This is a genomic window from Pseudomonas sp. KBW05 (assembly GCF_003852405.1).
Classification (GTDB): domain Bacteria; phylum Pseudomonadota; class Gammaproteobacteria; order Pseudomonadales; family Pseudomonadaceae; genus Aquipseudomonas.
Genome location: NZ_QAJM01000005.1, coordinates 89310 through 109943 on the forward strand (window position 1 = coordinate 89310; position 20634 = coordinate 109943).

General features: G+C 58.2%; 18 protein-coding genes and 1 pseudogene. 12 read left to right on the forward strand and 7 right to left on the reverse strand.

What is annotated here, in order from left to right:
- The first annotated feature begins 140 nt into the window (after nucleotides 1-140).
- The 4 genes and pseudogenes from DBR46_RS04590 (at nucleotide 141) to DBR46_RS04605 (ending at nucleotide 5484) form a co-directional block, all read left to right on the forward strand.
- Nucleotides 141-842, forward strand: coding sequence for a histidine phosphatase family protein (locus DBR46_RS04590; RefSeq protein ID WP_124525188.1), 702 nt, complete (start codon nucleotides 141-143; stop codon nucleotides 840-842).
- A 375-nt stretch (nucleotides 843-1217) separates the two neighbouring features.
- A pseudogene (locus DBR46_RS04595) lies at nucleotides 1218-1828 on the forward strand (SOS response-associated peptidase family protein).
- A gap of 338 nt (nucleotides 1829-2166) precedes the next feature.
- The gene (locus DBR46_RS04600; protein ID WP_256659219.1) at nucleotides 2167-3249 is read left to right on the forward strand and encodes an ATP-binding protein; all 1083 of its coding nucleotides are present in this window, start codon (nucleotides 2167-2169) and stop codon (nucleotides 3247-3249) included.
- A gap of 3 nt (nucleotides 3250-3252) precedes the next feature.
- Nucleotides 3253-5484, forward strand: coding sequence for a S8 family serine peptidase (locus DBR46_RS04605; protein ID WP_124525190.1), 2232 nt, complete (start codon nucleotides 3253-3255; stop codon nucleotides 5482-5484).
- 439 nt (nucleotides 5485-5923) lie between these two features.
- On the opposite strand, the gene DBR46_RS04610 is transcribed toward DBR46_RS04605, so the two are convergent.
- Together DBR46_RS04610 and DBR46_RS04615 are read right to left on the reverse strand one after the other, a co-directional pair.
- Complete coding sequence (locus DBR46_RS04610; RefSeq protein WP_017736550.1) at nucleotides 5924-6673, reverse strand: TerC family protein; 750 nt, start codon at nucleotides 6671-6673, stop codon at nucleotides 5924-5926.
- A gap of 28 nt (nucleotides 6674-6701) precedes the next feature.
- Nucleotides 6702-6947 carry a hypothetical protein gene (locus DBR46_RS04615; RefSeq protein WP_124525191.1) on the reverse strand — a complete coding sequence of 82 codons (246 nt, stop codon included), beginning with the start codon at nucleotides 6945-6947 and terminating at the stop codon, nucleotides 6702-6704.
- 134 nt (nucleotides 6948-7081) lie between these two features.
- Between DBR46_RS04615 and nhaR the strand changes: the two genes are divergently transcribed.
- Nucleotides 7082-7984 (forward strand): transcriptional activator NhaR, encoded by a 903-nt coding sequence (gene nhaR / locus DBR46_RS04620; protein WP_124525192.1) that lies wholly within the window; start codon nucleotides 7082-7084, stop codon nucleotides 7982-7984.
- A 120-nt stretch (nucleotides 7985-8104) separates the two neighbouring features.
- On the opposite strand, the gene DBR46_RS04625 is transcribed toward nhaR, so the two are convergent.
- On the reverse strand, nucleotides 8105-9259 hold the full coding sequence (locus tag DBR46_RS04625; protein WP_124525193.1) for an MFS transporter: 1155 nt from the start codon (nucleotides 9257-9259) through the stop codon (nucleotides 8105-8107).
- A gap of 250 nt (nucleotides 9260-9509) precedes the next feature.
- Here DBR46_RS04625 and sstT point away from each other — a divergent pair, with 250 nt between their 5' ends.
- Nucleotides 9510-10730, forward strand: coding sequence for a serine/threonine transporter SstT (sstT, locus tag DBR46_RS04630; RefSeq protein WP_124525194.1), 1221 nt, complete (start codon nucleotides 9510-9512; stop codon nucleotides 10728-10730).
- Nucleotides 10731-10793: 63 nt separating this feature from the next.
- Here sstT and DBR46_RS04635 read toward each other — a convergent pair whose 3' ends face one another.
- A complete protein-coding gene (locus tag DBR46_RS04635) occupies nucleotides 10794-11303 on the reverse strand; it encodes a DUF1993 family protein (protein WP_124525195.1) in 510 nt (169 codons plus the stop codon).
- 115 nt (nucleotides 11304-11418) lie between these two features.
- On the opposite strand from DBR46_RS04635, the gene DBR46_RS04640 reads away from it, so the two are divergent.
- On the forward strand, nucleotides 11419-12069 hold the full coding sequence (locus DBR46_RS04640; RefSeq protein WP_124525196.1) for a YceH family protein: 651 nt from the start codon (nucleotides 11419-11421) through the stop codon (nucleotides 12067-12069).
- Nucleotides 12070-12222: 153 nt separating this feature from the next.
- On the opposite strand, the gene DBR46_RS04645 is transcribed toward DBR46_RS04640, so the two are convergent.
- A complete protein-coding gene (locus DBR46_RS04645) occupies nucleotides 12223-13041 on the reverse strand; it encodes a shikimate 5-dehydrogenase (protein ID WP_124525197.1) in 819 nt (272 codons plus the stop codon).
- A gap of 156 nt (nucleotides 13042-13197) precedes the next feature.
- Between DBR46_RS04645 and DBR46_RS04650 the strand changes: the two genes are divergently transcribed.
- The 3 genes from DBR46_RS04650 to DBR46_RS04660 all read left to right on the forward strand — a co-directional run bounded on the left by DBR46_RS04650 (nucleotide 13198) and on the right by DBR46_RS04660 (nucleotide 14252).
- On the forward strand, nucleotides 13198-13554 hold the full coding sequence (locus tag DBR46_RS04650) for a hypothetical protein (protein WP_026136767.1): 357 nt from the start codon (nucleotides 13198-13200) through the stop codon (nucleotides 13552-13554).
- A gap of 229 nt (nucleotides 13555-13783) precedes the next feature.
- The gene (locus DBR46_RS04655) at nucleotides 13784-13978 is read left to right on the forward strand and encodes a hypothetical protein (RefSeq protein WP_124525198.1); all 195 of its coding nucleotides are present in this window, start codon (nucleotides 13784-13786) and stop codon (nucleotides 13976-13978) included.
- Nucleotides 13979-14069: 91 nt separating this feature from the next.
- On the forward strand, nucleotides 14070-14252 hold the full coding sequence (locus tag DBR46_RS04660; RefSeq protein ID WP_124525199.1) for a hypothetical protein: 183 nt from the start codon (nucleotides 14070-14072) through the stop codon (nucleotides 14250-14252).
- A gap of 3 nt (nucleotides 14253-14255) precedes the next feature.
- On the opposite strand, the gene DBR46_RS04665 is transcribed toward DBR46_RS04660, so the two are convergent.
- Complete coding sequence (locus tag DBR46_RS04665) at nucleotides 14256-15323, reverse strand: AI-2E family transporter (protein ID WP_124525200.1); 1068 nt, start codon at nucleotides 15321-15323, stop codon at nucleotides 14256-14258.
- 163 nt (nucleotides 15324-15486) lie between these two features.
- Between DBR46_RS04665 and yegQ the strand changes: the two genes are divergently transcribed.
- Nucleotides 15487-16800: a tRNA 5-hydroxyuridine modification protein YegQ gene (yegQ, locus tag DBR46_RS04670; RefSeq protein WP_124525201.1), complete on the forward strand. Its 1314-nt coding sequence runs from the start codon at nucleotides 15487-15489 to the stop codon at nucleotides 16798-16800.
- A gap of 9 nt (nucleotides 16801-16809) precedes the next feature.
- Here yegQ and DBR46_RS04675 read toward each other — a convergent pair whose 3' ends face one another.
- The gene (locus DBR46_RS04675) at nucleotides 16810-18129 is read right to left on the reverse strand and encodes a Na+/H+ antiporter family protein (protein WP_177413999.1); all 1320 of its coding nucleotides are present in this window, start codon (nucleotides 18127-18129) and stop codon (nucleotides 16810-16812) included.
- A gap of 244 nt (nucleotides 18130-18373) precedes the next feature.
- Between DBR46_RS04675 and DBR46_RS04680 the strand changes: the two genes are divergently transcribed.
- On the forward strand, nucleotides 18374-20521 hold the full coding sequence (locus DBR46_RS04680) for a methyl-accepting chemotaxis protein (protein WP_124525203.1): 2148 nt from the start codon (nucleotides 18374-18376) through the stop codon (nucleotides 20519-20521).
- Nucleotides 20522-20634 lie beyond the last annotated feature (113 nt).

Consider the following 20634-nt stretch of genomic DNA (forward strand, 5'->3'; position numbering starts at 1 on the left):
TGCCCTTGGGCACTCTTAAGTGCGCTTTAACGGTGAATGGAGGCACCTTGCTATAACGACAGGAAAACCGCAGGACGCCCTGAGCGTCACTGGGGCCGGGCGTGTCGGCCCTCACCCGATGCACTGAAGACTCTAGACCAATGACAACCAAGCCTCTGTGCCTTGCGCAACGCCTGAAACGCTATTCATACATCATGTTACCGCTGTTGCTGGTGGGCGGCGCCATCGGCCTGACCCTGGAGTCGCGCACCAGCCGTGCCGAACAGGCCGACGGCGTGCAAACCCTGGTATTCCTGCGCCACGGCGAAAAACCCGCCGGAGGCCTGGGCCAACTCAATTGCCAGGGCCTGAACCGGGCGATGAACCTTGCCACGGTACTGCCGGAAAAATTCGGAAAGGCCAACTTTGTGTTCGCCGCCAACCCGACGCGTAATGTCGAGGAAGGTGAGTTCGATAATTCCTACAGCTACATTCGCCCATTGATGACCATCAGCCCCAGCGCCATCAAGCTCGGCCTGCCGGTGAACATCAAGTTTTCGGCGAACGACACCAGCGCCCTCGCCGACGAGTTGGTGGAGGACAAGTACCACAACTCCATCATCTACACCGCGTGGTCCCACGGTTATCTGCCGGAGTTGATCAACAAGGTGGCGAGTGAAGCGGTCGGCGAAAAGCACACCATCACCGACGACTGGTCCGGCAGCGACTACGACACCCTGTATGTGTTGACGCTGACCTGGCACAACGGCAAGGCATCGCTGCTGAGCCGCAACTACAAGCAAGGTTTGAACAACGGCGAGGAGTCCTGCCCGGAGCCGACCCAGGTCAGCGCCGAATCCTGAGAGGGTTGATCGTTCCCACGCTCTGCGTGGGAACGCATCCTGTGACGCTCTGCGTCACCCCTAAATCTACAGTAGGACGCGCAGCGTCCGGTGCGGCATTCCCACGCGGTAACGGATGGGTTTTGGTGGTGAGTGGAGATCAATGTTTATTGGGTGGAGTGGGCGTGGGTGAGCGTTGGTAGTGCGCTGAAATGCACCTGTTGGTTCCAGAATTGGTCCCATTGGGTGGGGTTTTGGCCTATGCCGAAACTGCATAATCCCTTCTGCGGCGTTCTGCCGAATGAACACCAAATCGAACAAGCGAGTGCACGGCTGATCATCTGAGGATTCGCCTGGCGAAACTGTCTACTCTGTCTTCAGAGCGAGGGTTTAGCCATGTGCGGAAGACTTTCACAATATCGCGGGATTCACGACTTTGTAGCAGCGTTGAGTATGCCCAATGCCTTGGTGAACTCGGTGGGTGAACAGCCATCGAGCGGTTCAACGTGGCACCTACGACACAAGTGGCACTGCTGCATGTGCAGGACAACATACTGCACGCCGACTCAGTGCGCTGGGGCTGGCGACCGCGCTGGGCGAAGAAGGTGGCTCACGGACCCTTCTTCCGGGCGATATGTCCGCACCGGGCAATCACGTCAATCGATAACTGGTTTGAGTGGGTAGATGAAGGTGGCCCGAAGAAACAGCCTTACTTAATTCGTCGGCGAGATGGCGCACCTTTTTTTTGCGCGGCTATTGGTCAGCTACCAGACTCGGATGAAGGGACCATCGAACACGATGGTTTCGTGATAATCACCGCCGATAGCGCGGGAGGCATGGTGCACATTCATGACCGAAGACCTGTGGTCTTTACGCCTGAGCTGGCCCAATAGTGGCTGGATATGGCCACGCCGAAAGGCCGTGCGGAGCAAATGGTGCTGCATCAGGGCGAACCGTCGGATGTCTTTGAGTGGTTCAGAGTCGGCACGGCCTTGGAAATTAAGTAATACGGGAGGCTGCCTGTTAGCGCCTTGGGATTGATGGTGCGCCTCATGTCACGTGCACTCAGAATCAATGTCGTAGACAGGAATGAACAAAGAGCACAGGCACATGAGCTCAAGGCACCGTCAAAATGGATCTTGAATAGCCCAAATGGCGGAAGATACTGAGCCTAGGGCAGCGCTACCTATCAAAACACCAACCCCCTAACAAAAACCCAAAAAAACCTAACACGAAGCCCGACTTTCTTGACAAACCACCATGCAAAGTGGAGAGTCACGCACTGAAAACACCTCGTCGGGCCTCCGCTGTGCAATCATTAGTTGAAATCCAAGGACAAGACCTAGTGTCGCTGATAAACGCGGCACTTGAAGCCAATTACACCGACGTTCGCAAGCTTGGCAGCAAGCTTGCGTCGCAGATAGGAAAATCTGACCTCGGGACGGCTCAGCAAATCAAATCTTCACTCAAAAAGCGCGGAGTACCCTTACGCACTTCAGGCTACGTTGAGACCCTACCCACGGACCCTAAATCCAGAGTACCACTGGTAGAAGAGCAGCCTTGGCCTGTCACGCCTGTTTTTCTTGAGGATAACCTGAAATCCGTATTCGAAGCATTTATTAGCGACATAAAAAACCATGATAAATTAGCTGCGCACGGACTTACTGGAAAGTCGAATCTACTAATGTCGGGCCCTCCTGGAACGGGAAAGACACTAGTTGCTGGGCATATCGCCGCCCAACTCGGCCTTCCTTTGTATATTGTCAGATTGGACTCTCTTGTATCCTCGTTACTCGGCGATACAGCAAAAAACATTAGAAATGTTTTTGACTATGTTCCACACATGGGTGGGGTCCTGTTTTTAGATGAGTTTGATGCTGTAGCCAAAGTCCGCGACGACAAGCATGAACTTGGAGAATTAAAGCGCGTTGTCAATACGCTAATCCAGGCAATTGACGCTCTAGACGACAAAGCAATAGTAATCGCAGCCACCAATCACTCAGAACTTCTTGACAGAGCAATATGGCGTCGATTCCCATATAAAATGCATTTCTCCCTACCCTCTTCTGACTTGAAAAAACATCTATGGGATCACTTCCTTTTTCAAGATAGCGGTGTAGAACAGGATCTTAGCACTCTTGCCAAACTTTCAAGAACTCTCTCAGGCGCTGACATTGAGTCAATCGCTCTCGCGACTCGAAGAGAATCAATTATTAACGACACCCCTTTAAATACGCATAACGCATATTTATCAATTCTCGAACTAGAGATGAGAAGCATATCATCTCAAAGCACGAACCATGACTTTTCCGACAAAAAAAATACTGCTAAATTCTTACACTCTAACTACGGTTTATCGCAGGCAGAAGTGGGGAAACTCCTCAATTTAAGCAGACAAACCATTGCTGGCTACCTCAAGGAAAGATGAAAAATGAGCTCAGGGAAGCCTCTAATCAACCCAGTGTTGAAATTTATGCGACTCGCCTCTCCCGCCCCTGTACCTGGAGGAGGAAAAAATGCTAAAAGCATTGTTCTTGCTCGCTTACAGTCTCAACAAGAGAAGCTTTCCGCAAGCATCTATGACTTGGCCAAAAGACCAAAAATTGAGCACGAGGGCCTTACGCATCTTATCGCAAGAATGTTTGACGACTCCCACGCCCCTTCTTGGACTCCCAGCGATGTATTCAACTCAAATTCCGGGTGCCGAGTCATTGCACCGGCATACGATGGCTATTTAATAGAAGTCAAATCATCCGAACTAGAGGCTTTAGCCAAAAATATAAAATACGCTAAAACCATTCATGAAAAAGTTGATATTTCAAGAGTTAGCGAAGTAGATCTATTCGACTCAAAAGAAGTATCAAGAAATTTCTCAACAACTCGCCTATGGAAAGAGTCCAGAGAAAATAATGGCGATGGGTACTTCAATGTATGGCTGCTACCATTTACGAACAAAAAATCTCGTGAGTCAGTAGCCAAAACCCTTCGTTCCTTACATGAAAAACACAAATTGGGCTTTGGCGACATTGAATTCTCCACCAGCCCTGCAATAGCGGAAGAAGACCAGCTAACGCAAGAGGACTCCGATAATTATTTCCTTGAGAACCTGATAGAAAACTATCTTGCTGATGGAAATGCCATTGCGTCTATGCAGATACGCTCGGAGGAAGCATTACAGGACCTTATCGGATCAGGCTCTGTATATCGTGTTGACCCCGTGGCTCGCGTAGGGGCTGTATCCACACCCGGCGAGGGTGTTGAGCCAACGCCCCCGTCACACAAAGATAACCTGCCGACTGTCCTGATTATCGACGGGGGAACTAATGCGCCTAGCTACAAACACCTACAAACATCAAAAGTTAACTTTTTAGTTAATGACTATATCGCTGACCTCAAGCACGGCAATCAAGTCACCTCACTGATTTGCCATGCTCACGCCTGGAACAATAACCGCTCGCTACCGCAACTAAACTGTAAATACATTTCAGCGCAAGCAATAGCAAAAAGATCAGCAACAAAATCACCCTCTCTAAATCAACTCATTTCTTACCTTAAGGTAATCGCAACAGAAACAACAGGCCTTTCAAGGGTCTGGAACATGTCATTCAATCAAGAAAAACCATCTCTTTCAAGAAGTGAAGTTAGCTACCTTGGCCATGAGCTGAGTAAAATCGCTAGGGAGCATAATATCCTACCAATAATATCTATAGGAAACGCTCTAGACCTTAATGATAGAACCTTGTGCCCTCCAGCAGACTGTGAGGCGGCGCTTACCGTCAGCGGCCGTATTTCCAACAAAGACGGGACTCCCGGCTCAGCATGCGCAGTGAGCCTCAAAGGCCCTGCTCCCGCCGGAATGATAAAACCTGATCTTTCGTGGTTCTCAACTTTGCGCATGATTGGAGGAGTTGTAGAGACAGGAACAAGCTTCAGTACGCCACTGGTTTCGTCTCTTGCAGCTCACACCTTCAATAATTTGAAAGACCCTACTCCCGACTTAGTAAGAGCGCTGCTAATTAACACCTCTGAACTTCACACTCATGACCAGTCTCTCGGCTGGGGCACGCCGTGGACCGAGAATAGCCTTCCGTGGATGTGCGAAACAGGAGCGGTTACACTCGCGTGGACGGCAAAGATCAAACCAGGATTCTCTTATTACTGGAATGACATACCAATTCCCTCTGATATGATCGACGGGCAAAAGCTATCAGGCACTATCGCCCTGACAGCCATTTTAAAACCTGTTGTCTCGAATTTGACCGGACCAAATTATTTCTCCACCAGACTTCAGGTAGCATTACAGGGCACAACCAGGACTGGTAAAACAGAGAACCTCCTCGGCTCAATGAAAGAGCATAAGGAAAAAGAACTGACTGCACGCGAAGATCTCGCCAAGTGGAGCCCTATCAGAAGGCACATAAAGCATTTCCCTTCTAAGATCCTCGGCAAAACCACTGCAAGACTTCACGCTCGCATATTCGCTCGTGACTTATATCAATTCCAAATGGCACATCACTCCGAGCTCGGAGAGCAAGAGGTCGCCTTCGTTCTCACCTTCAAAACGGACAAGGACAACGAAGACATTTACAACAACATGATTTCTAAACTTGGAACAGATGTAGAAAGCGCAACAATAGAACAGAATATCAACATTGAAGTTTAGCAAATATAGTCATATTTAGCCTTGATCAAAATAATACCCGCAGAATAGCGGGTATTATTTATTCAAATAAGCCACGCGCTATTCGGGCTTTCCTTCAAGAAATGATACTACCCCCGTCTCTCTTACCTGCGCTCGCAGTCGTGTGCCGATACTGCTGGTTTCCAGTTGAACAAAGTTTGCCACCATCGCACAGTCATGCATGAGTAGCTCAGTAATGTCGAACAGAATGGCGTTCTCTGGGTTGTTCGCGCCATCAGCAGCAGGGTTGATCTGCTCCTGCTCATCGCCTGTTACCTTCCTGACTGGCGGATGGCGGCACTGATCTGCAGCAGTAGTCGGCACGCCCAGTCTGAACAATGGAAAGAATTACCCGCAGAGCGTGGGAACGATCAGGCCGGCTGCGCTCCTGGGAGCGCAGCCGGCCTTTGTGTTTCAGCGATTACTGCCGGGCAGCAAGCAAACGCTTGTGACGGTTGCGTCGGGCGATGTTCAAGCACTCGATCGCCGCCGAGAACGCCATGGCCGCGTACACGTAGCCTTTCGGTACATGGGCGCCGAAGCCTTCGGCGATCAACGTCATGCCGATCATGATCAGGAAGCCCAGGGCCAGCATCACCACGGTCGGGTTGTCGTTGATGAACTTGGCCAGCGGTTCGGCCGCCACCAGCATCACGATCACCGAGGTCACCACGGCGATGATCATGATCGGCAAGTGCTCGGTCATGCCCACGGCGGTAATGATGCTGTCGATGGAAAACACCAGGTCCAGCAACAGGATCTGCCCGATGGCCGCCGCGAAACCGATGGCCACTGTATTGCCGACGCTGGCCTTCTCCTCGGGCTCCGGGTCCATGCTGTGATGGATCTCGGTGGTGGCCTTCCATACCAGGAACAGGCCGCCGGCGATCAGGATCATGTCCTTCCACGAGAACGCCTGGCCGAACACTTCGAACACCGGCGCCGTCAATTGCACGATGAACGCGATGGTGCTCAACAGGCCCAGGCGCAACACCAGCGCCATGCTGATACCGATGCGCCGCGCCTTGGCCCGGTGCTGCTCGGGCAGCTTGTTGGTGAGGATCGAGATAAAGATCAGGTTATCGATGCCCAGCACGATCTCCATGACGATCAAGGTCGCCAGGGCGACCCAGGCAGTGGGGCTGGCGGCCAGTTGTAAAAGGTAATCCATAGGTCAGTCCTGACGTTGTGCTGGGGAATTAGGTTTCTTTGGTGTCGGAAGCTTCTTCAGCTTCATCTTCTTGCTTCTCAGGCTTGATCAGCCCTTGTGTCGCTTCACTCAACGCCTGCTCGGCGGCCTTGTGGGTGTCGTCGATCGCTTGCTTGGCCGACTCGGTGGCCTTGCCCAACACCTGCTGCGCGCTTTTTTCGACCTGATCACAACCGCTGACCACAACCAATGAAAGCGCAAGCAACGCTGCCGTGCCCAGGGAATTGAGTTTCATGATGTATTCCTCGTTAGAACCATTGGGTCCAAGTAGTGGCCCCGCGATAGCGAGGCATTCTATGCAGATGAACAGTTCAGGAAAATTCGTATTTTTCTCGCGTATACTTCGGTTTTTACGAAGTGAGAGCGCGCATGCTCAATTACCGACAACTGCATTACTTCTGGGTCGTGGCCAAGACAGGCAGCATCGTGCGCGCCTGTGAGCAGTTGAACCTCACGCCCCAGACCATCAGCGGGCAGATCAGTCTGCTGGAGCAAACGTTCGGTATCGCGCTGTTTCAACGGGTCGGCCGCCAGTTGGAACTGACCGAGGCCGGGCGCCAGGCCCTGCCCTACGCCGAGCAGATGTTCCAGACCGGCAATGAATTGGAAGCGATGCTGCGCGCCCAGCCCAACGAGCAGCAGATCGTGTTCCGCGTCGGGGTGGCGGATGTGGTGCCCAAATCCATCGTCTACCGGCTGATTGCACCGACCATGGAGCTGAGCGAGCCGATCCGCATCACCTGCCGTGAAGACAAACTCGAACGCCTGCTGGCCGACCTGGCGATCCAGCGCCTGGACCTGGTGATCTCCGACAGCCCCATGCCGACGCACCTGGATATCAAGGGCTACAGCCAGAAGCTGGGCGAATGTGGGATCAGTTTTTTCGCCATCCAGGCGCTGGCTGACCGCTATGGCGGCGATTTCCCACAGTGTTTGCAGGGTGCGCCGTTATTGATTCCGGGGGCAGAGACGGTGGTGCGCAGCCGCTTGCAGCGTTGGTTTGCCGAGCAGCAGATCCAACCCAAGATCATTGGCGAGTTCGACGACAGCGCGTTGATGCAGGCATTCGGCCAATCCGGCAGCGGGATCTTTATCGCCCCCAGCGTGATTGCCGATGAAGTGGTGCGCCAGTACGGCGTGGCCTTGATCGGCCAGACCACGGCGGTGACCGAGTCGTTCTACGCGATCTCGGTGGAGCGCAAGGTCAAGCACCCCGGGATTGTGGCGATTACCGAAGGGGCACGGCGGGAGTTGTTCACCGCCCTGCCCTGACGCCTATGTGGCGAGGGAGCTTGCTCCCGCTGGAGTGCGCAGCGCTCCCAAAAATCCTGGGGCCGCTTCGCAGCCCAGCGGGAGCAAGCTCCCTCGCCACAGCAAGCCCACAGCCATGGATCAGGCGCAGGCAGACAGCGGTTTTACTCTCATCAGCCACAGTGCCAGCAGAATCGACACCAAGATAAACCCGGACGCCGCAAACCCCAGGCTGCCCAGGCCAAGGGTGTCGATCACATGCCCGCCGACCAACGCGCCCAAACCAATCCCCAGGTTGGCCCCGGCGATATTCAGCGACGCCGCAAACGCCGGCGCGTGGGGCGCGGCTTTCATCAGGCGCACATGGCTGACCAGGAACATCGCCGCCTGGGTCACCCCCCACACCGCCATCGCGGCGGCCAGGCCAATGGTGGAATGAATCGCCGGCACCAGCGCGACCATCCCCGCACTCATGAAACCGCAGAACACCATGGACGCGATCAACGGATGGCGATCCACCGCGCGCCCGCCCAATGAATTGCCGATCAGGCCGACTGCACCGAAGCCCATCAGGCACCAGCCCACGAGCGTGCCGTCAAAGCCGGCCAGGCGCTCGAGGATGTCCGCCAGGTAGGTGTAGGCCGTGAACATGCCGCTGAACACCAGGATCGACAACAGGATATGGCCCTGCATCAGCGGGTTGCGCAGGATCTTGAACTGCGAGCGCAACGACACCTGGTCGTTCTTCGGCTGGGTCACCGGCAGGTAGATATACAGCAGCAACGCCTTGGCCAGCGCCACGACCGCGAGGATGGCAAACGCGCTGCGCCAGCCGAACATATCGGAGATCAGCGTGCCCACCGGGATACCGAACACCGTGGCGCAGACAATGCCGAAGCCGATCTTCTCGATGGCGCGACCGGCGAATTCCGGGCCGACGATATCCACCGCCGTTTCACTGGCCAGGGCCCAGAACACTGGCAAGCCCAGCGCCGGAATCAACCGCGCCAGGGCCATCACCCAGATATTCGGCGCCAGCGCAGCCACGGTATTGGCCACCCCAAACAGGATCAGGATGCTGATGAACAGGCGCTTGCGTGGGAAGCGCGCGCAGTAGGCCGTGAGAAACGGCCCGAATGCCGCGACGGTAAAGGCGAACAAGGTCACCAGCAGCCCGGCCTGGGACACGCTGACATTCAGGTCCCGGGCGATGGACGGCAGCAGGCCGACGATGACGAATTCTGTGGTCAGCACGGTAAAACCGGCGGCCGACAGCAGCAGGATGGGGAACAGCATGAAAACTCCAGAAACGACGACAGCAACGACAGCAACGACAGCCCAATGGGCCCGCTGACAGATAGGAAAGGTGAGAGGCGAGAATCTTAACAGAGTATGTCTGGCTTTGCCGAAGCCCTACGGATGCGGGTGACGGAATGCCGCAGCGTCAGGGAGCTTTCCTACAGCATGCTAGACTCCGCGCCTGTTTCCTACAGCCCTTTCTGCCTGCAATGCTGCGCCCTACTAAAAAAATCAGAGACAAGTGTTTATGACTGCTGCCCCTTCCCTGCTCCAGCGCCTGACACGCGTCAGCCTGGTTACACAAATTGTCATCGGTTTGATCGCTGGCATTCTGCTCGCGCTGTTGGCACCCCAAGCGGCCCAAGCCACCGGGTTTGTCGGCAAAGTGTTTGTTGCCGCGCTCAAGGCCGTGGCGCCGATCCTGGTGTTTGTGCTGGTAATGGCGTCGATCGCCAACCATAAACACGGCCAGGAAACCCACATCAAGCCGATTCTGTTCCTCTACATCCTGGGCACCTTTGCCGCCGCAGTGGTGGCGGTGATTGCCAGCATGTGGTTCCCGTCCTCGCTGGTACTGATCACCCATGACGCCGCGGTCAGCGCCCCCGGCGGTATCGGCGAAGTGTTGCAAGGCCTGCTGTTGAGCGTGGTGGACAACCCGGTCAGCGCGCTGATGAACGCCAACTTTATCGGCATCCTGGCCTGGGCCATCGGCATGGGCATCGCTATTCGCCATGCCGGCGAAACCACGCGCACCGTGCTGGACGACCTGTCCAACGGCGTGACGTTGATCGTACGGGTGGTGATCCGCTTCGCGCCCCTGGGCATCTTCGGCCTGGTCGCCTCGACCCTGGCCACCTCCGGTTTCGGCGCCCTGCTCGGTTATGCGCACCTGTTGGTGGTGCTGATCGGTTGCATGCTGTTCGTGGCGCTGGTGATCAACCCGGCCATCGTGTTCTGGAAACTGCGCCGCAACCCTTACCCGTTGGTGCTGATGTGCCTGCGCGAAAGCGGCATCACCGCTTTCTTCACCCGCAGTTCGGCAGCGAACATCCCGGTCAACCTGGCGTTGAGCAAGCGCCTGGGCCTGCATGAAGACACCTACTCAGTGTCGATCCCCCTCGGTGCCACCATCAACATGGCCGGCGCCGCCATCACCATCACCGTGCTGACGCTGGCCGCCGTACATACCCTGGGCATCGCCGTCGACCTGCCCACCGCCGTGCTGCTCAGCGTGGTCGCCGCGATCTGCGCCTGCGGTGCTTCGGGCGTGGCCGGTGGCTCGCTGCTGCTGATCCCGCTGGCGTGCAGCCTGTTTGGCATCCCCAGCGAGATCGCGATGCAGGTGGTTGCGGTCGGTTTCATCATCGGCGTGTTGCAGGACTCGGCGGAAACTGCACTGAATTCGTCCACCGATGTGCTGTTTACCGCTGCGGCCTGCCTGGGCAAGGAAGAACAGCCGGCCTGACCTGCGCGCACAAAAAAGCCGGGGCGGTTCTTGAGTGAACCGCCCCGGCTTTTTTTTGGCTGCTTAGAACGCGCCCATGTAGTCGCGCTTGCCCACTTCCACACCGTTGTGACGCAGCAAGGCGTAGGCGGTGGTGACGTGGAAGAAGAACTGCGGCAGGCCGTAGGTCAGCAAGTAGGACTGGCCGCTGAAGCGCTTCTCTTTCGGCGTGCCTGGACGGGTGATGATCTCGATGCCTTCCTTGCCGTCGATCTGCTCAGGCTTGATGGTGTCGACAAAGGCCAGCACCTTGGCAATCAGAGCTTGCAGGTCAGCGAAGGTCACTTCGCCATCTTCGTATTTCGGCACTTCGATCTCGGCCAGGCGCGCGGAAACGCCCTTGGCGAAGTCCACGGCGATCTGCACCTGGCGCACCAGTTGGAACATGTCCGGGAACAAGCGCGCTTGCAGCAAGGCATTCGGCTCGATGTTCTTGGCGGTGGCGTGGGCTTCGGCCTTGGTCAACACACCGCTCAGGGCGGTAAGCATTTGCTTGAAGACTGGGATGGAAGCGGCGTACAGGGAAATGGTCATGGCAGTCTCATGGTTATGGCACGGTTTTAACAGGCGACGATTATAGACCGCCCGCTCGCTTGTCTTTTATTTTTTCCGGCTTACGCTAGGCACTTCACTGCATAGGGAAAGCGCGATGACCGCCGAGCACGACACCGACACCCCTGAGCCGCGCCTGAACAGCACGGAAATCCGCATCCTGGGCTGCCTGATCGAGAAACAGGCGACCAACCCGGAAACCTACCCCCTGACCCTCAACGCCCTGGTGCTGGCCTGTAACCAGAAGACCAGCCGCGAGCCGGTGATGAACCTCAGCCAGGGCCAGGTCGGCCAGAGCCTGCGTGTGCTGGAGGGCCAAGGCTTTACCCGCCTGGTGATGGGCAGCCGCGCCGACCGCTGGGAGCATCGCGTGGACAAGGCGCTGGAACTGGTGCCGGCCCAGGTGATCCTGATCGGGCTGCTGTTCCTGCGCGGCCCGCAAACCGTCAACGAACTGCTGACCCGCAGCGGGCGCATGCATGATTTTGAAGATGCCGAGCAGGTGGTGCATCAGCTGGAACGCCTGATAGCCCGTGGGTTGGCGCTGCTGGTGCCGCGCCAGGCGGGGCAGCGGGAAGATCGCTATACCCATGCGCTGGGGGATCCGGCGGATATTGAGGTGATTATGGCGGCGCGGGGGAATCCGGTGGAGCGTGGGGCCGGTGGGGTTTCAGCCGAGCGCATTGAAGAACTGGAAGCAAGGATTGCTGTACTGGAAGAACGCCTGACTCAGCTGGAGCAGGCATAACACCACCCTAAATGTGGGAGCGGGCTTTTTGTGGGAGCGGGCTTGCTCGCGAATGCAGTGTGTCAGTCACCGGAGATGGTGACTGAACCACCGCCTTCGCGAGCAAGCCCGCTCCCACACAAGCCCACTCCCCCATTGGATCCTCGGTGGGCCTCAGGTGCGGGCGAAGGCCACTGCCGCCTGGAACTGCTCATCGGTCGGCCGCACCCCGGTGTACAGCACAAATTGCTCCAACGCCTGGATCGCGATCACTTCCAACCCGGTAATCACCCGCTTGCCCTGCGCCCGTCCACGCACGATCAACGGCGTTTCGGCGGGGATCGCTACCACATCGAATACCGTGTCCGCCGCATCCACAGCCGCCGCATCAAACGCCAACGCATCCGCTTCTGCCCCACCGGTCATGCCGATCGGCGTCACGTTGATCAGCATCTGCGGGCGTGCATCGCCCAGGTCTGCCTGCCATTCATACCCCAGGTTCTGCGCCAACGCGCGGCCCGCCGCCTCGTTGCGCGCGACGATCAGGCCATTGGCGTAGCCGCCGTCACGCAAGGCGCTGGCCACGGCCTTGGCCATGCCGCCGCTGCCGCGCAGGGCAAAGGTCGAGTCTTTGGGCACCGCGTGCTTGACCAGCAGTTGTTCTATGGCGATGTAGTCAGTGTTGTAGGCCTTGAGACGGCCGTCGGTGTTGACGATGGTGTTCAGCGAGTCGATGGCTTGAACCGAATCGTCCAGTTCATCCACCAAGGCAATGGCGGCCTCCTTGAACGGCATGGAAACCCCGCAACCACGGATGCCCAAGGCACGGATACCACCGATCGCGCCAGGCAAATCCTGGCTGCTGAAGGCTTTATAGTAGAAGTTCAGCCCCAGCTGTTCGTACAGGTGGTTGTGAAAACGCAGGCCAAAATTCCCCGGGCGCGCCGACAGAGACATGCACAGTTGGGTGTCTTTGTTGGGGTGCATCTGCATGGGTAACTCCTTGAAGTAAGCAAATCGGTACAGACCTTACACAACCTTTACCAATCGGCCGTGCTGTTTTCCAGAAATACGTTGTCTTAAAAGTATCCCCGCGACAATCCTTGAGTCTATTGATTGCAGACCACAAGCGCAGGGGCTAACCGAGGAATGACCATGATTCGTACAATCCCCAAAATCGCCCTGCTGGTTGGCGCACTCGCGATGGCAGGCCAAGCCTCCGCCCACGGTGGCGGTTGGGGTGGCCCGGCCGTACTGGGTGCTTTAGTCGGCGCCGCCGTCGTGGGCTCCGTGGTCGCCAGCCAGCCGCGTGAGGTCTACGTGCAGCAACAGCCGGTGTATGTGCAACCGCAGCCGGTGTATGCCGCCCCGCCGCCGGTCTACTACGCACCGCCACCACCGGTGTATGTACAACAACAGGTTTACTACCGCCCCGCGCCGGTCTATTACGGCCCACCGCGTGGCTACTACGGCCCTCCCCACGGCTATTACGGTCGCGGCTGGTAAGTGTCAATCGTCTGAAACAGGCCTCGCCCACCCAGCGGGGCCTTTTTTTTGCATGAAAAGTCTGGATTTATCGCATCAAGGTCGCAGTGAGGACAATGGCCGACGCGAAATCGCACATGATCGGCACCATTGTCTACTTGCTCGACCGGGCTTCGCGCTGTCATGTTTGTGTCACGCCACACTCTCACTATCGAGCCTGTCCACCCAATAACAACAAGGACGACTGACCATGCCCACACAAAACCCACACCGCACCGCTGGCCTGTGTACGTCCAGCAAGGTCTACAGCGCCCTCACCGAACTCAAGCACCTGGAAGGTCACCGCAGCGCCAAATTCCTCGCGCTGCTCACCGAAAACCTGGTGCGCAAGGGTTTGCTCAATGAGCAGGAAGTGGTGGTGATGCTCGACCAAGTAGTGGACTGACGCGTCACGTCAATGTCCACTATCGAGACAGGTGATTTTTCCTACACCTCGCTGCCGCGTAAGGTGACTTCCATAGCGATTGGAGGTTCTTATGCCCACTGTTCAAATCATGTCCGTCATCGGCAGCGCCGTCCCCGCCCCTCTGCGTGAGCTGGGGTTGTTGGCCTGCTGGTATGTGATGCGCGATGGCGAGGCCATCAGCGGCCCGCTCACCTCGCTGTCCGCCGCCGAAAAACACCTGCAATGCGCCTCGAACTTCAAACTGCACGCCTAAGTGTCACGGCAATGGCAACTTGACCCGCGGCTTGCTCTCCACAAACAGCGCCCAACTGGACATGAACAACGCTGCCACCAGCGGCCCGATCACAAAGCCGTTCAGGCCGAACACCGACAGCCCGCCCAGGGTCGAGATCAGGATCAGGTAATCCGGCATCTTGGTGTCCTTGCCCACCAGGATCGGCCGCAGCACGTTGTCCACCAGCCCGATCACAAACACCCCGAACAAGGCCAGCACCACCCCCTGCCAGATCGCACCGCTCAACAGGAAGTAAGCAGCCACCGGCCCCCACACAATGCCCGCGCCCACTGCCGGCAACAGCGACAGAAACGCCATCAGCACCGCCCAGAGCAACGCACTGGGAATGTCCAGGAACCAGAAGATCAGCCCGCCCAACGCGCCTTGTGTCACCGCCACCAGGACATTGCCCTTGACCGTGGCACGCACCACCCGGTTGAACTTGAGTTGCAAGCGACGCTTCTGCGGCTCGGCCAACGGCACCGCCGTACGCACTTTACGCACCAATTCGGGGCCGTCGCGCAGCAGGAAGAACAGCAGATACAGCATGATGAAAAAGCTCACCAGGAAATCAAACGTGCCCTGGCCAAAGCTGAACGCCTGGGACGCAAAGAACTGGCTGCCTTGCATCGCGCTCTTGACGATCTTTTCGCGCAGCCCCTCCAGGTTGCCCATGCCAAAGCGGTCCAGCAGGTGCTGGAAGTACGGCGGCAGGAAATTCTTGAACTGCTCGATGTAACCGGCCACGTCCAGCTTGCCGCTTTCGACGTTTTTATAGAGCGTCGCCCCCTCTTGCACCAGCAAGGCGCTGGTGATGATCACCGGCAGGATCGCGATCACCAGGCACACCGCCAAGGTGGCCAGGGAGGTCAGGTTGCGGTTCCAGGCAAAGCGCTGCTGCAAGCGGCGCTGCATCGGCGCAAAAATGATGCCGAGGATCACCGCCCAGAACACCGCGCCGTAGAACGGCAGCAAGATCCAGATAAAGGCGACAGTCACCAGCGCCAGCAGTAACAACAGGGTTTTGAATTGCAGGTTGGTTTGATTCATGTCCGGTCCATGTCAGAAAAGCAGAAGGCCTGCGTAGGCCCCTGCTGCTTAGTCCACACCCGGCGCTACGAGTGCCCTCTTTGTTGCAAGGCTAGACCCAGATCAATAAACCCCGCGCCGGCTTGCTCTACCCTGCCGCACTTTTTTGACTCAAGTACCGACCATGCCCCCTGTTATCGCCCCCGAACTGCTCGCCCCCGCCGGCACCCTGAAAAACATGCGCTACGCCTTCGCCTACGGTGCCGATGCGGTCTACGCCGGCCAGCCGCGCTACAGCCTGCGGGTGCGCAACAACGAATTCGACCACGCCAACCTGGCCCTCGGCATTGACGAGGCCCATGCCCAGGGCAAGCGTTTCTACGTGGTGGTCAACATTGCGCCGCACAATGCCAAGCTGAAAACCTTCCTCAAGGACCTGGCCCCGGTGATCGCCATGGGCCCGGATGCGTTGATCATGTCCGACCCCGGCTTGATCATGCTGGTGCGCCGGCACTTTCCACAGATGCCGATCCACCTGTCGGTGCAAGCCAACACGGTGAACTGGGCCAGCGTGGAGTTCTGGCAGCAGCAAGGCATCTGCCGGGTGATCCTGTCGCGGGAATTGTCCCTGGAGGAAATAGGCGAAATCCGCGAGCAAGTACCGGCCATGGAATTGGAAATCTTCGTCCACGGCGCCTTGTGCATGGCCTACTCCGGGCGCTGCCTGCTCTCTGGCTACATGAACAAGCGCGACGCCAACCAAGGCACCTGCACCAACGCCTGCCGCTGGAAGTACCAGGCCACGCCGGCGGTGGAGAACGCCACGGGCGAGATCGTCCAGGAGTTCCAGCCGACCCTGGGGATTGGCACACCCACCGAGCAGGTGTTCCTGCTGCAGGAAGCCAACCGCCCCGACGAACAGATGCCCGCCTTCGAAGACGAGCACGGCACCTACATCATGAACGCCAAGGACCTGCGCGCCGTACAGCACGTGGAGCGCCTGACCCATATGGGCGTGCACTCGCTGAAAATCGAAGGCCGGACCAAATCGCACTTTTACTGCGCACGCACCACCCAAGTGTATCGCCAGGCCATTGATGACGCCGTGGCCGGCCGCGCCTTTGACCGCAGCCTGATGACAAACCTCGAATCCCTGGCCCAGCGCGGCTACACCGAAGGTTTCCTGCGCCGGCATGTGCACGACGAATACCAGAACTACCAGAACGGCAGCTCGGTCTCTGAACGCCAGCAGTTTGTCGGAGAATTGACCGGCGTGCGTCGGGGGGAGCTAGCCGAGGTGAAGGTAAAGAACCGCTTTGCCGTGGGCAATCACCTGGAATTGATGACGCCTGCGGGTAATTTCCACTTTGACCTGGGGATGATGCACAACACCAAGGGCGAAGCCATCGATGTGGCACCAGGGGATGGGCACACGGTGTATGTGCCCGCCCCTGTGGAGATGGATCTGCGCTTTGGCCTGTTGATGCGCGACGTTTAAACGCGCTGACTACAAGGTCATGGCCGCCAGCCAGCCGAACGCCAGCAACGGGATGTTGTAGTGCAGGAAGGTCGGCACCACGGTGTCCCAGATATGGTGGTGCTGGCCGTCGATGTTCAGGCCAGAGGTCGGGCCGAGGGTGGAGTCCGACGCCGGCGAACCGGCATCGCCCAAGGCGCCCGCCGTGCCGACGATGCACACAATGGCCATCGGACTGAAACCCAGCTGCACACACAGCGGCACAAAAATCGCCGCCAGGATCGGCACCGTGGAGAACGACGAGCCGATGCCCATGGTCACCAGCAAGCCCACCAGCAACATCAACAACGCGCCGACGCCACGGCTATGGCCGATAAACGCCGCCGAGGTTTCCACCAGCGAACGCACGTCGCCGGTGGCCTTGAGCACTTCGGCAAAGCCCGATGAGGCGATCATGATGAAGCCAATCATCGCCATCATCTTCATGCCTTCGGTGAACAAGTCGTCGGTGTCGCTCCAACGCACGATGCCCGACACCGAAAAGATCAGGAAGCCCGCCAGGGCGCCGATGATCATCGAGTCCAGCCACAATTGAATGATGAACGCCGAGGCAATCGCCAGGCCGGCCACCAGCAAGGTCAGCGGGTTGTATTGCACCGCCACTTGCTCGACGCGCTCGATTTTCTCCAGGTCGTACACGCGCTTTTTGCGGTAGCTGACAAACACCGCCACCAACAGCCCCACCACCATGCCCAGCGCCGGCAGGCCCATGGCGTGGGTGACGTTGACCTGGCTGATGTCGACGCCGCTCTTGGCCACGTTGGCCAGCAGGATCTGGTTGAGGAAGATATTGCCGAAGCCCACCGGCAGGAACATATACGGCGTGATCAGGCCAAAGGTCATCACGCAGGCGATCAGGCGGCGGTCCAGTTGCAGCTTAGTCAGCACGTACAACAAGGGCGGCACCAGCAACGGAATAAACGCGATATGAATCGGCAGGATGTTCTGCGAAGCAATCGCCACCACCCATAACAGGCCGATCAGCAGCCATTTGACGTGGCTGCCGCCGCTGGCTTCCTGGCGGTCCACCAGCATCAGCGCCTTGTCGGCCAGGGCGTGGGCCAGGCCGGACTTGGCAATCGCCACGGCGAAAGCGCCGAGCAAGGCGTAGGACAAGGCCACCGTGGCGCCGCCGCCCAAGCCGCCGTTGAAGGCTTTAAGCGTGGCGTCGATGCCCAAGCCACCGGTGAGGCCACCCACCAGGGCGCCGACGATGATGGCGATAACCACATGCACGCGGGACAAACTGAGCACCAGCATGGTGCCGACCGCGGCAATGACTGCGTTAATCATGGATACCTCAAGCAGAAACATAAAAAACAGGCATGCCCGCGCCAAGGCAGGCCAAAGGCGGCTGCCAGCGTGCAGGCTTGGAGGAGGTCTTATTAGAGGGCGCGCACTTTGCCGCAGGTGGGGCTGCATGTCAAAAAACGGCGTCGCTTTGAGCTTTCAATTGAACGTTTAAATAATAAAGATCGGGAAACATCGGCCGATAACCTGATTCACTGTGTTTTCAGGTTAAGGATGCTCCTCGATGTCCCTCAGACAGCTGTCCATTCAATGGAAAATCACCCTGCTCGCCGGCCTTTGCCTGCTGGGAATCGTGACCCTGCTGGTGGGTCTGTCGCTGTATCGCATGGAGCAGAGTTCCGCGCAGGTCAAGGCGTCCAGCATGCAGATGCTCGACGAAGCCGCCCAGGCGCGCATCGAGGCCCAGGGTGAAGGCCAGGCGCTGGGCATTCGTCGCCAGTTCATGGACGCCTACCAGTACGGCCACGGCTTTTCGCGCCAGGTGCTGTTTTTGCGTGAGCAGGCGGAAAAGCGCTTCCTTGACGCCTTCGACACCCGCGAAGACCTGACCCGCCAGGTCAAGGCCGCCTTGCAGGCCAACCCGGACCTGCTCGGCTTGTCCCTGGTCTTCGAAGCCAACGCGCTGGACGGCAAGGACGAACTCTTCGCCAACCAGGCCGAGCTGGGCAGCAACGACAAGGGCCGCTTCGCCCTGTACTGGTCACAGCCGACCCCAGGCAAACTGGAGTCGATGGCGCTGCCGGAAAGCGACATGGCCGACACCAGCGTCGGCCCCAGCGGTGAAAAGGCCAACGCCTGGTTCACCTGCCCACGCACCACGCTCAAGCCGTGTGTGATCGAACCCTACTTCTATGTGATCAACGGGCAAAACGTGCTGATGACCAGCATCGTGTTCCCGCTGATGGTCAACGGCAAAGTCATCGCTTCGCTGTCGGTGGACATCAACCTCAACAGCCTGCAGGCCGTGAGCCAGCAGGCCAGCCGCAAGCTGTACGACGGCCAGACCCAAGTCAGCATCATCAGCCCCACTGGCGTGCTCGCCGGCTACAGCCCGGATGCGAGCAAGCTCAGCCAGCGCCTGGACCAGGTCGACACCACCAGCGGCGCGCAACTGATCGGCTTCCTGGCCAGCGGCACGCAGATCCGCAGCCTGCGCACCGAGCATCAACTCAAGGTGCTGGCGCCCTTCGCGCCGATCCCCGATGGCAAATTGTGGGGCGTGTTGCTGGATGTGCCGGAAAAAGTCCTGGTCGCGCCCGCCGAGGCGCTGAAAACCCAGCTGGATGCCGACAATGCCAAGGGCACCCTGCTGGAACTGGGCCTGGGCTTGTTAGCCGCCGTCGTCGGCCTGATCCTGGTGTGGCTGATGGCCCGCAGCGTGACCCGGCCGATCCTCGGCGTGGCGCACATGCTCGAAGACATCGCCAGCGGCGAAGGCGACCTGACCCGCCGCCTGGCCTACGACAAACAGGACGAACTAGGCCAACTGGCTGGCTGGTTCAACCGTTTCCTCGACAAACTGCAACCGATCATCGCCGAGGTGAAGCGCTCGGTGCAGGACGCCCGTGGCACCGCCGACCAATCCGCCGCGATTGCCACTGAAACCAGCGCCGGCATGGAGCAGCAGTATCGCCAGGTCGATCAGGTGGCCACCGCCTCCCACGAAATGAGCGCCACCGCCCAGGACGTCGCCCGCAGCGCGGCCCAAGCAGCGCAGGCCGCGCGCGATGCCGACCAGGCCACCCGCGAAGGCCTGACCGTGATCGACCGCACCACCACCAACATTGGCAACCTGGCAGCCGACATGAGCACCGCCATGGCCCAGGTCGAAGGCTTGGCCGCCAACAGCGAGAAAATCGGCTCGGTGCTCGAAGTCATTCGCGGCATTGCCGAGCAGACCAATCTGCTGGCCCTCAACGCCGCCATCGAAGCCGCCCGCGCCGGTGAAGCCGGTCGTGGTTTCGCGGTCGTCGCCGACGAAGTGCGCAACCTGGCACGCCGCACCCAGGAATCGGTGGAAGAAACCCGCCTGGTGATCGAACACCTGCAAAGCGGCACCGAGGAAGTGGTGGGTTCCATGGGCAACAGCTATCGCCAGGCCCAGGGCAGCGTCGAACAAGTCGGTCAGGCCGTCACCGCCCTGCGCCAGATCGGCGAAGCGGTCACGGTGATCAGCGACATGAACCTTCAAATCGCCAGCGCCGCCGAAGAGCAAAGCGCCGTGGCCGAAGAGATCAACAGTAATGTGGCGACCATTCGCGATGTGACCGAGTCGCTGTCGGAACAGGCCAATGAATCGGCGCGGGTGAGCCAGGCGTTGAACAGCCTGGCGAATCAGCAGCAGGGGTTGATGGACCAGTTCCGGGTCTGAATGAGCGACACCGGTCCTGATCCTTAAGCAGATCTATTGTGGGAGATGGCTTGTGTGGGAGCTGGCTTGCCTGCGATGCAGACAACTCGGTACATCAGACAAACCGAGTTGAT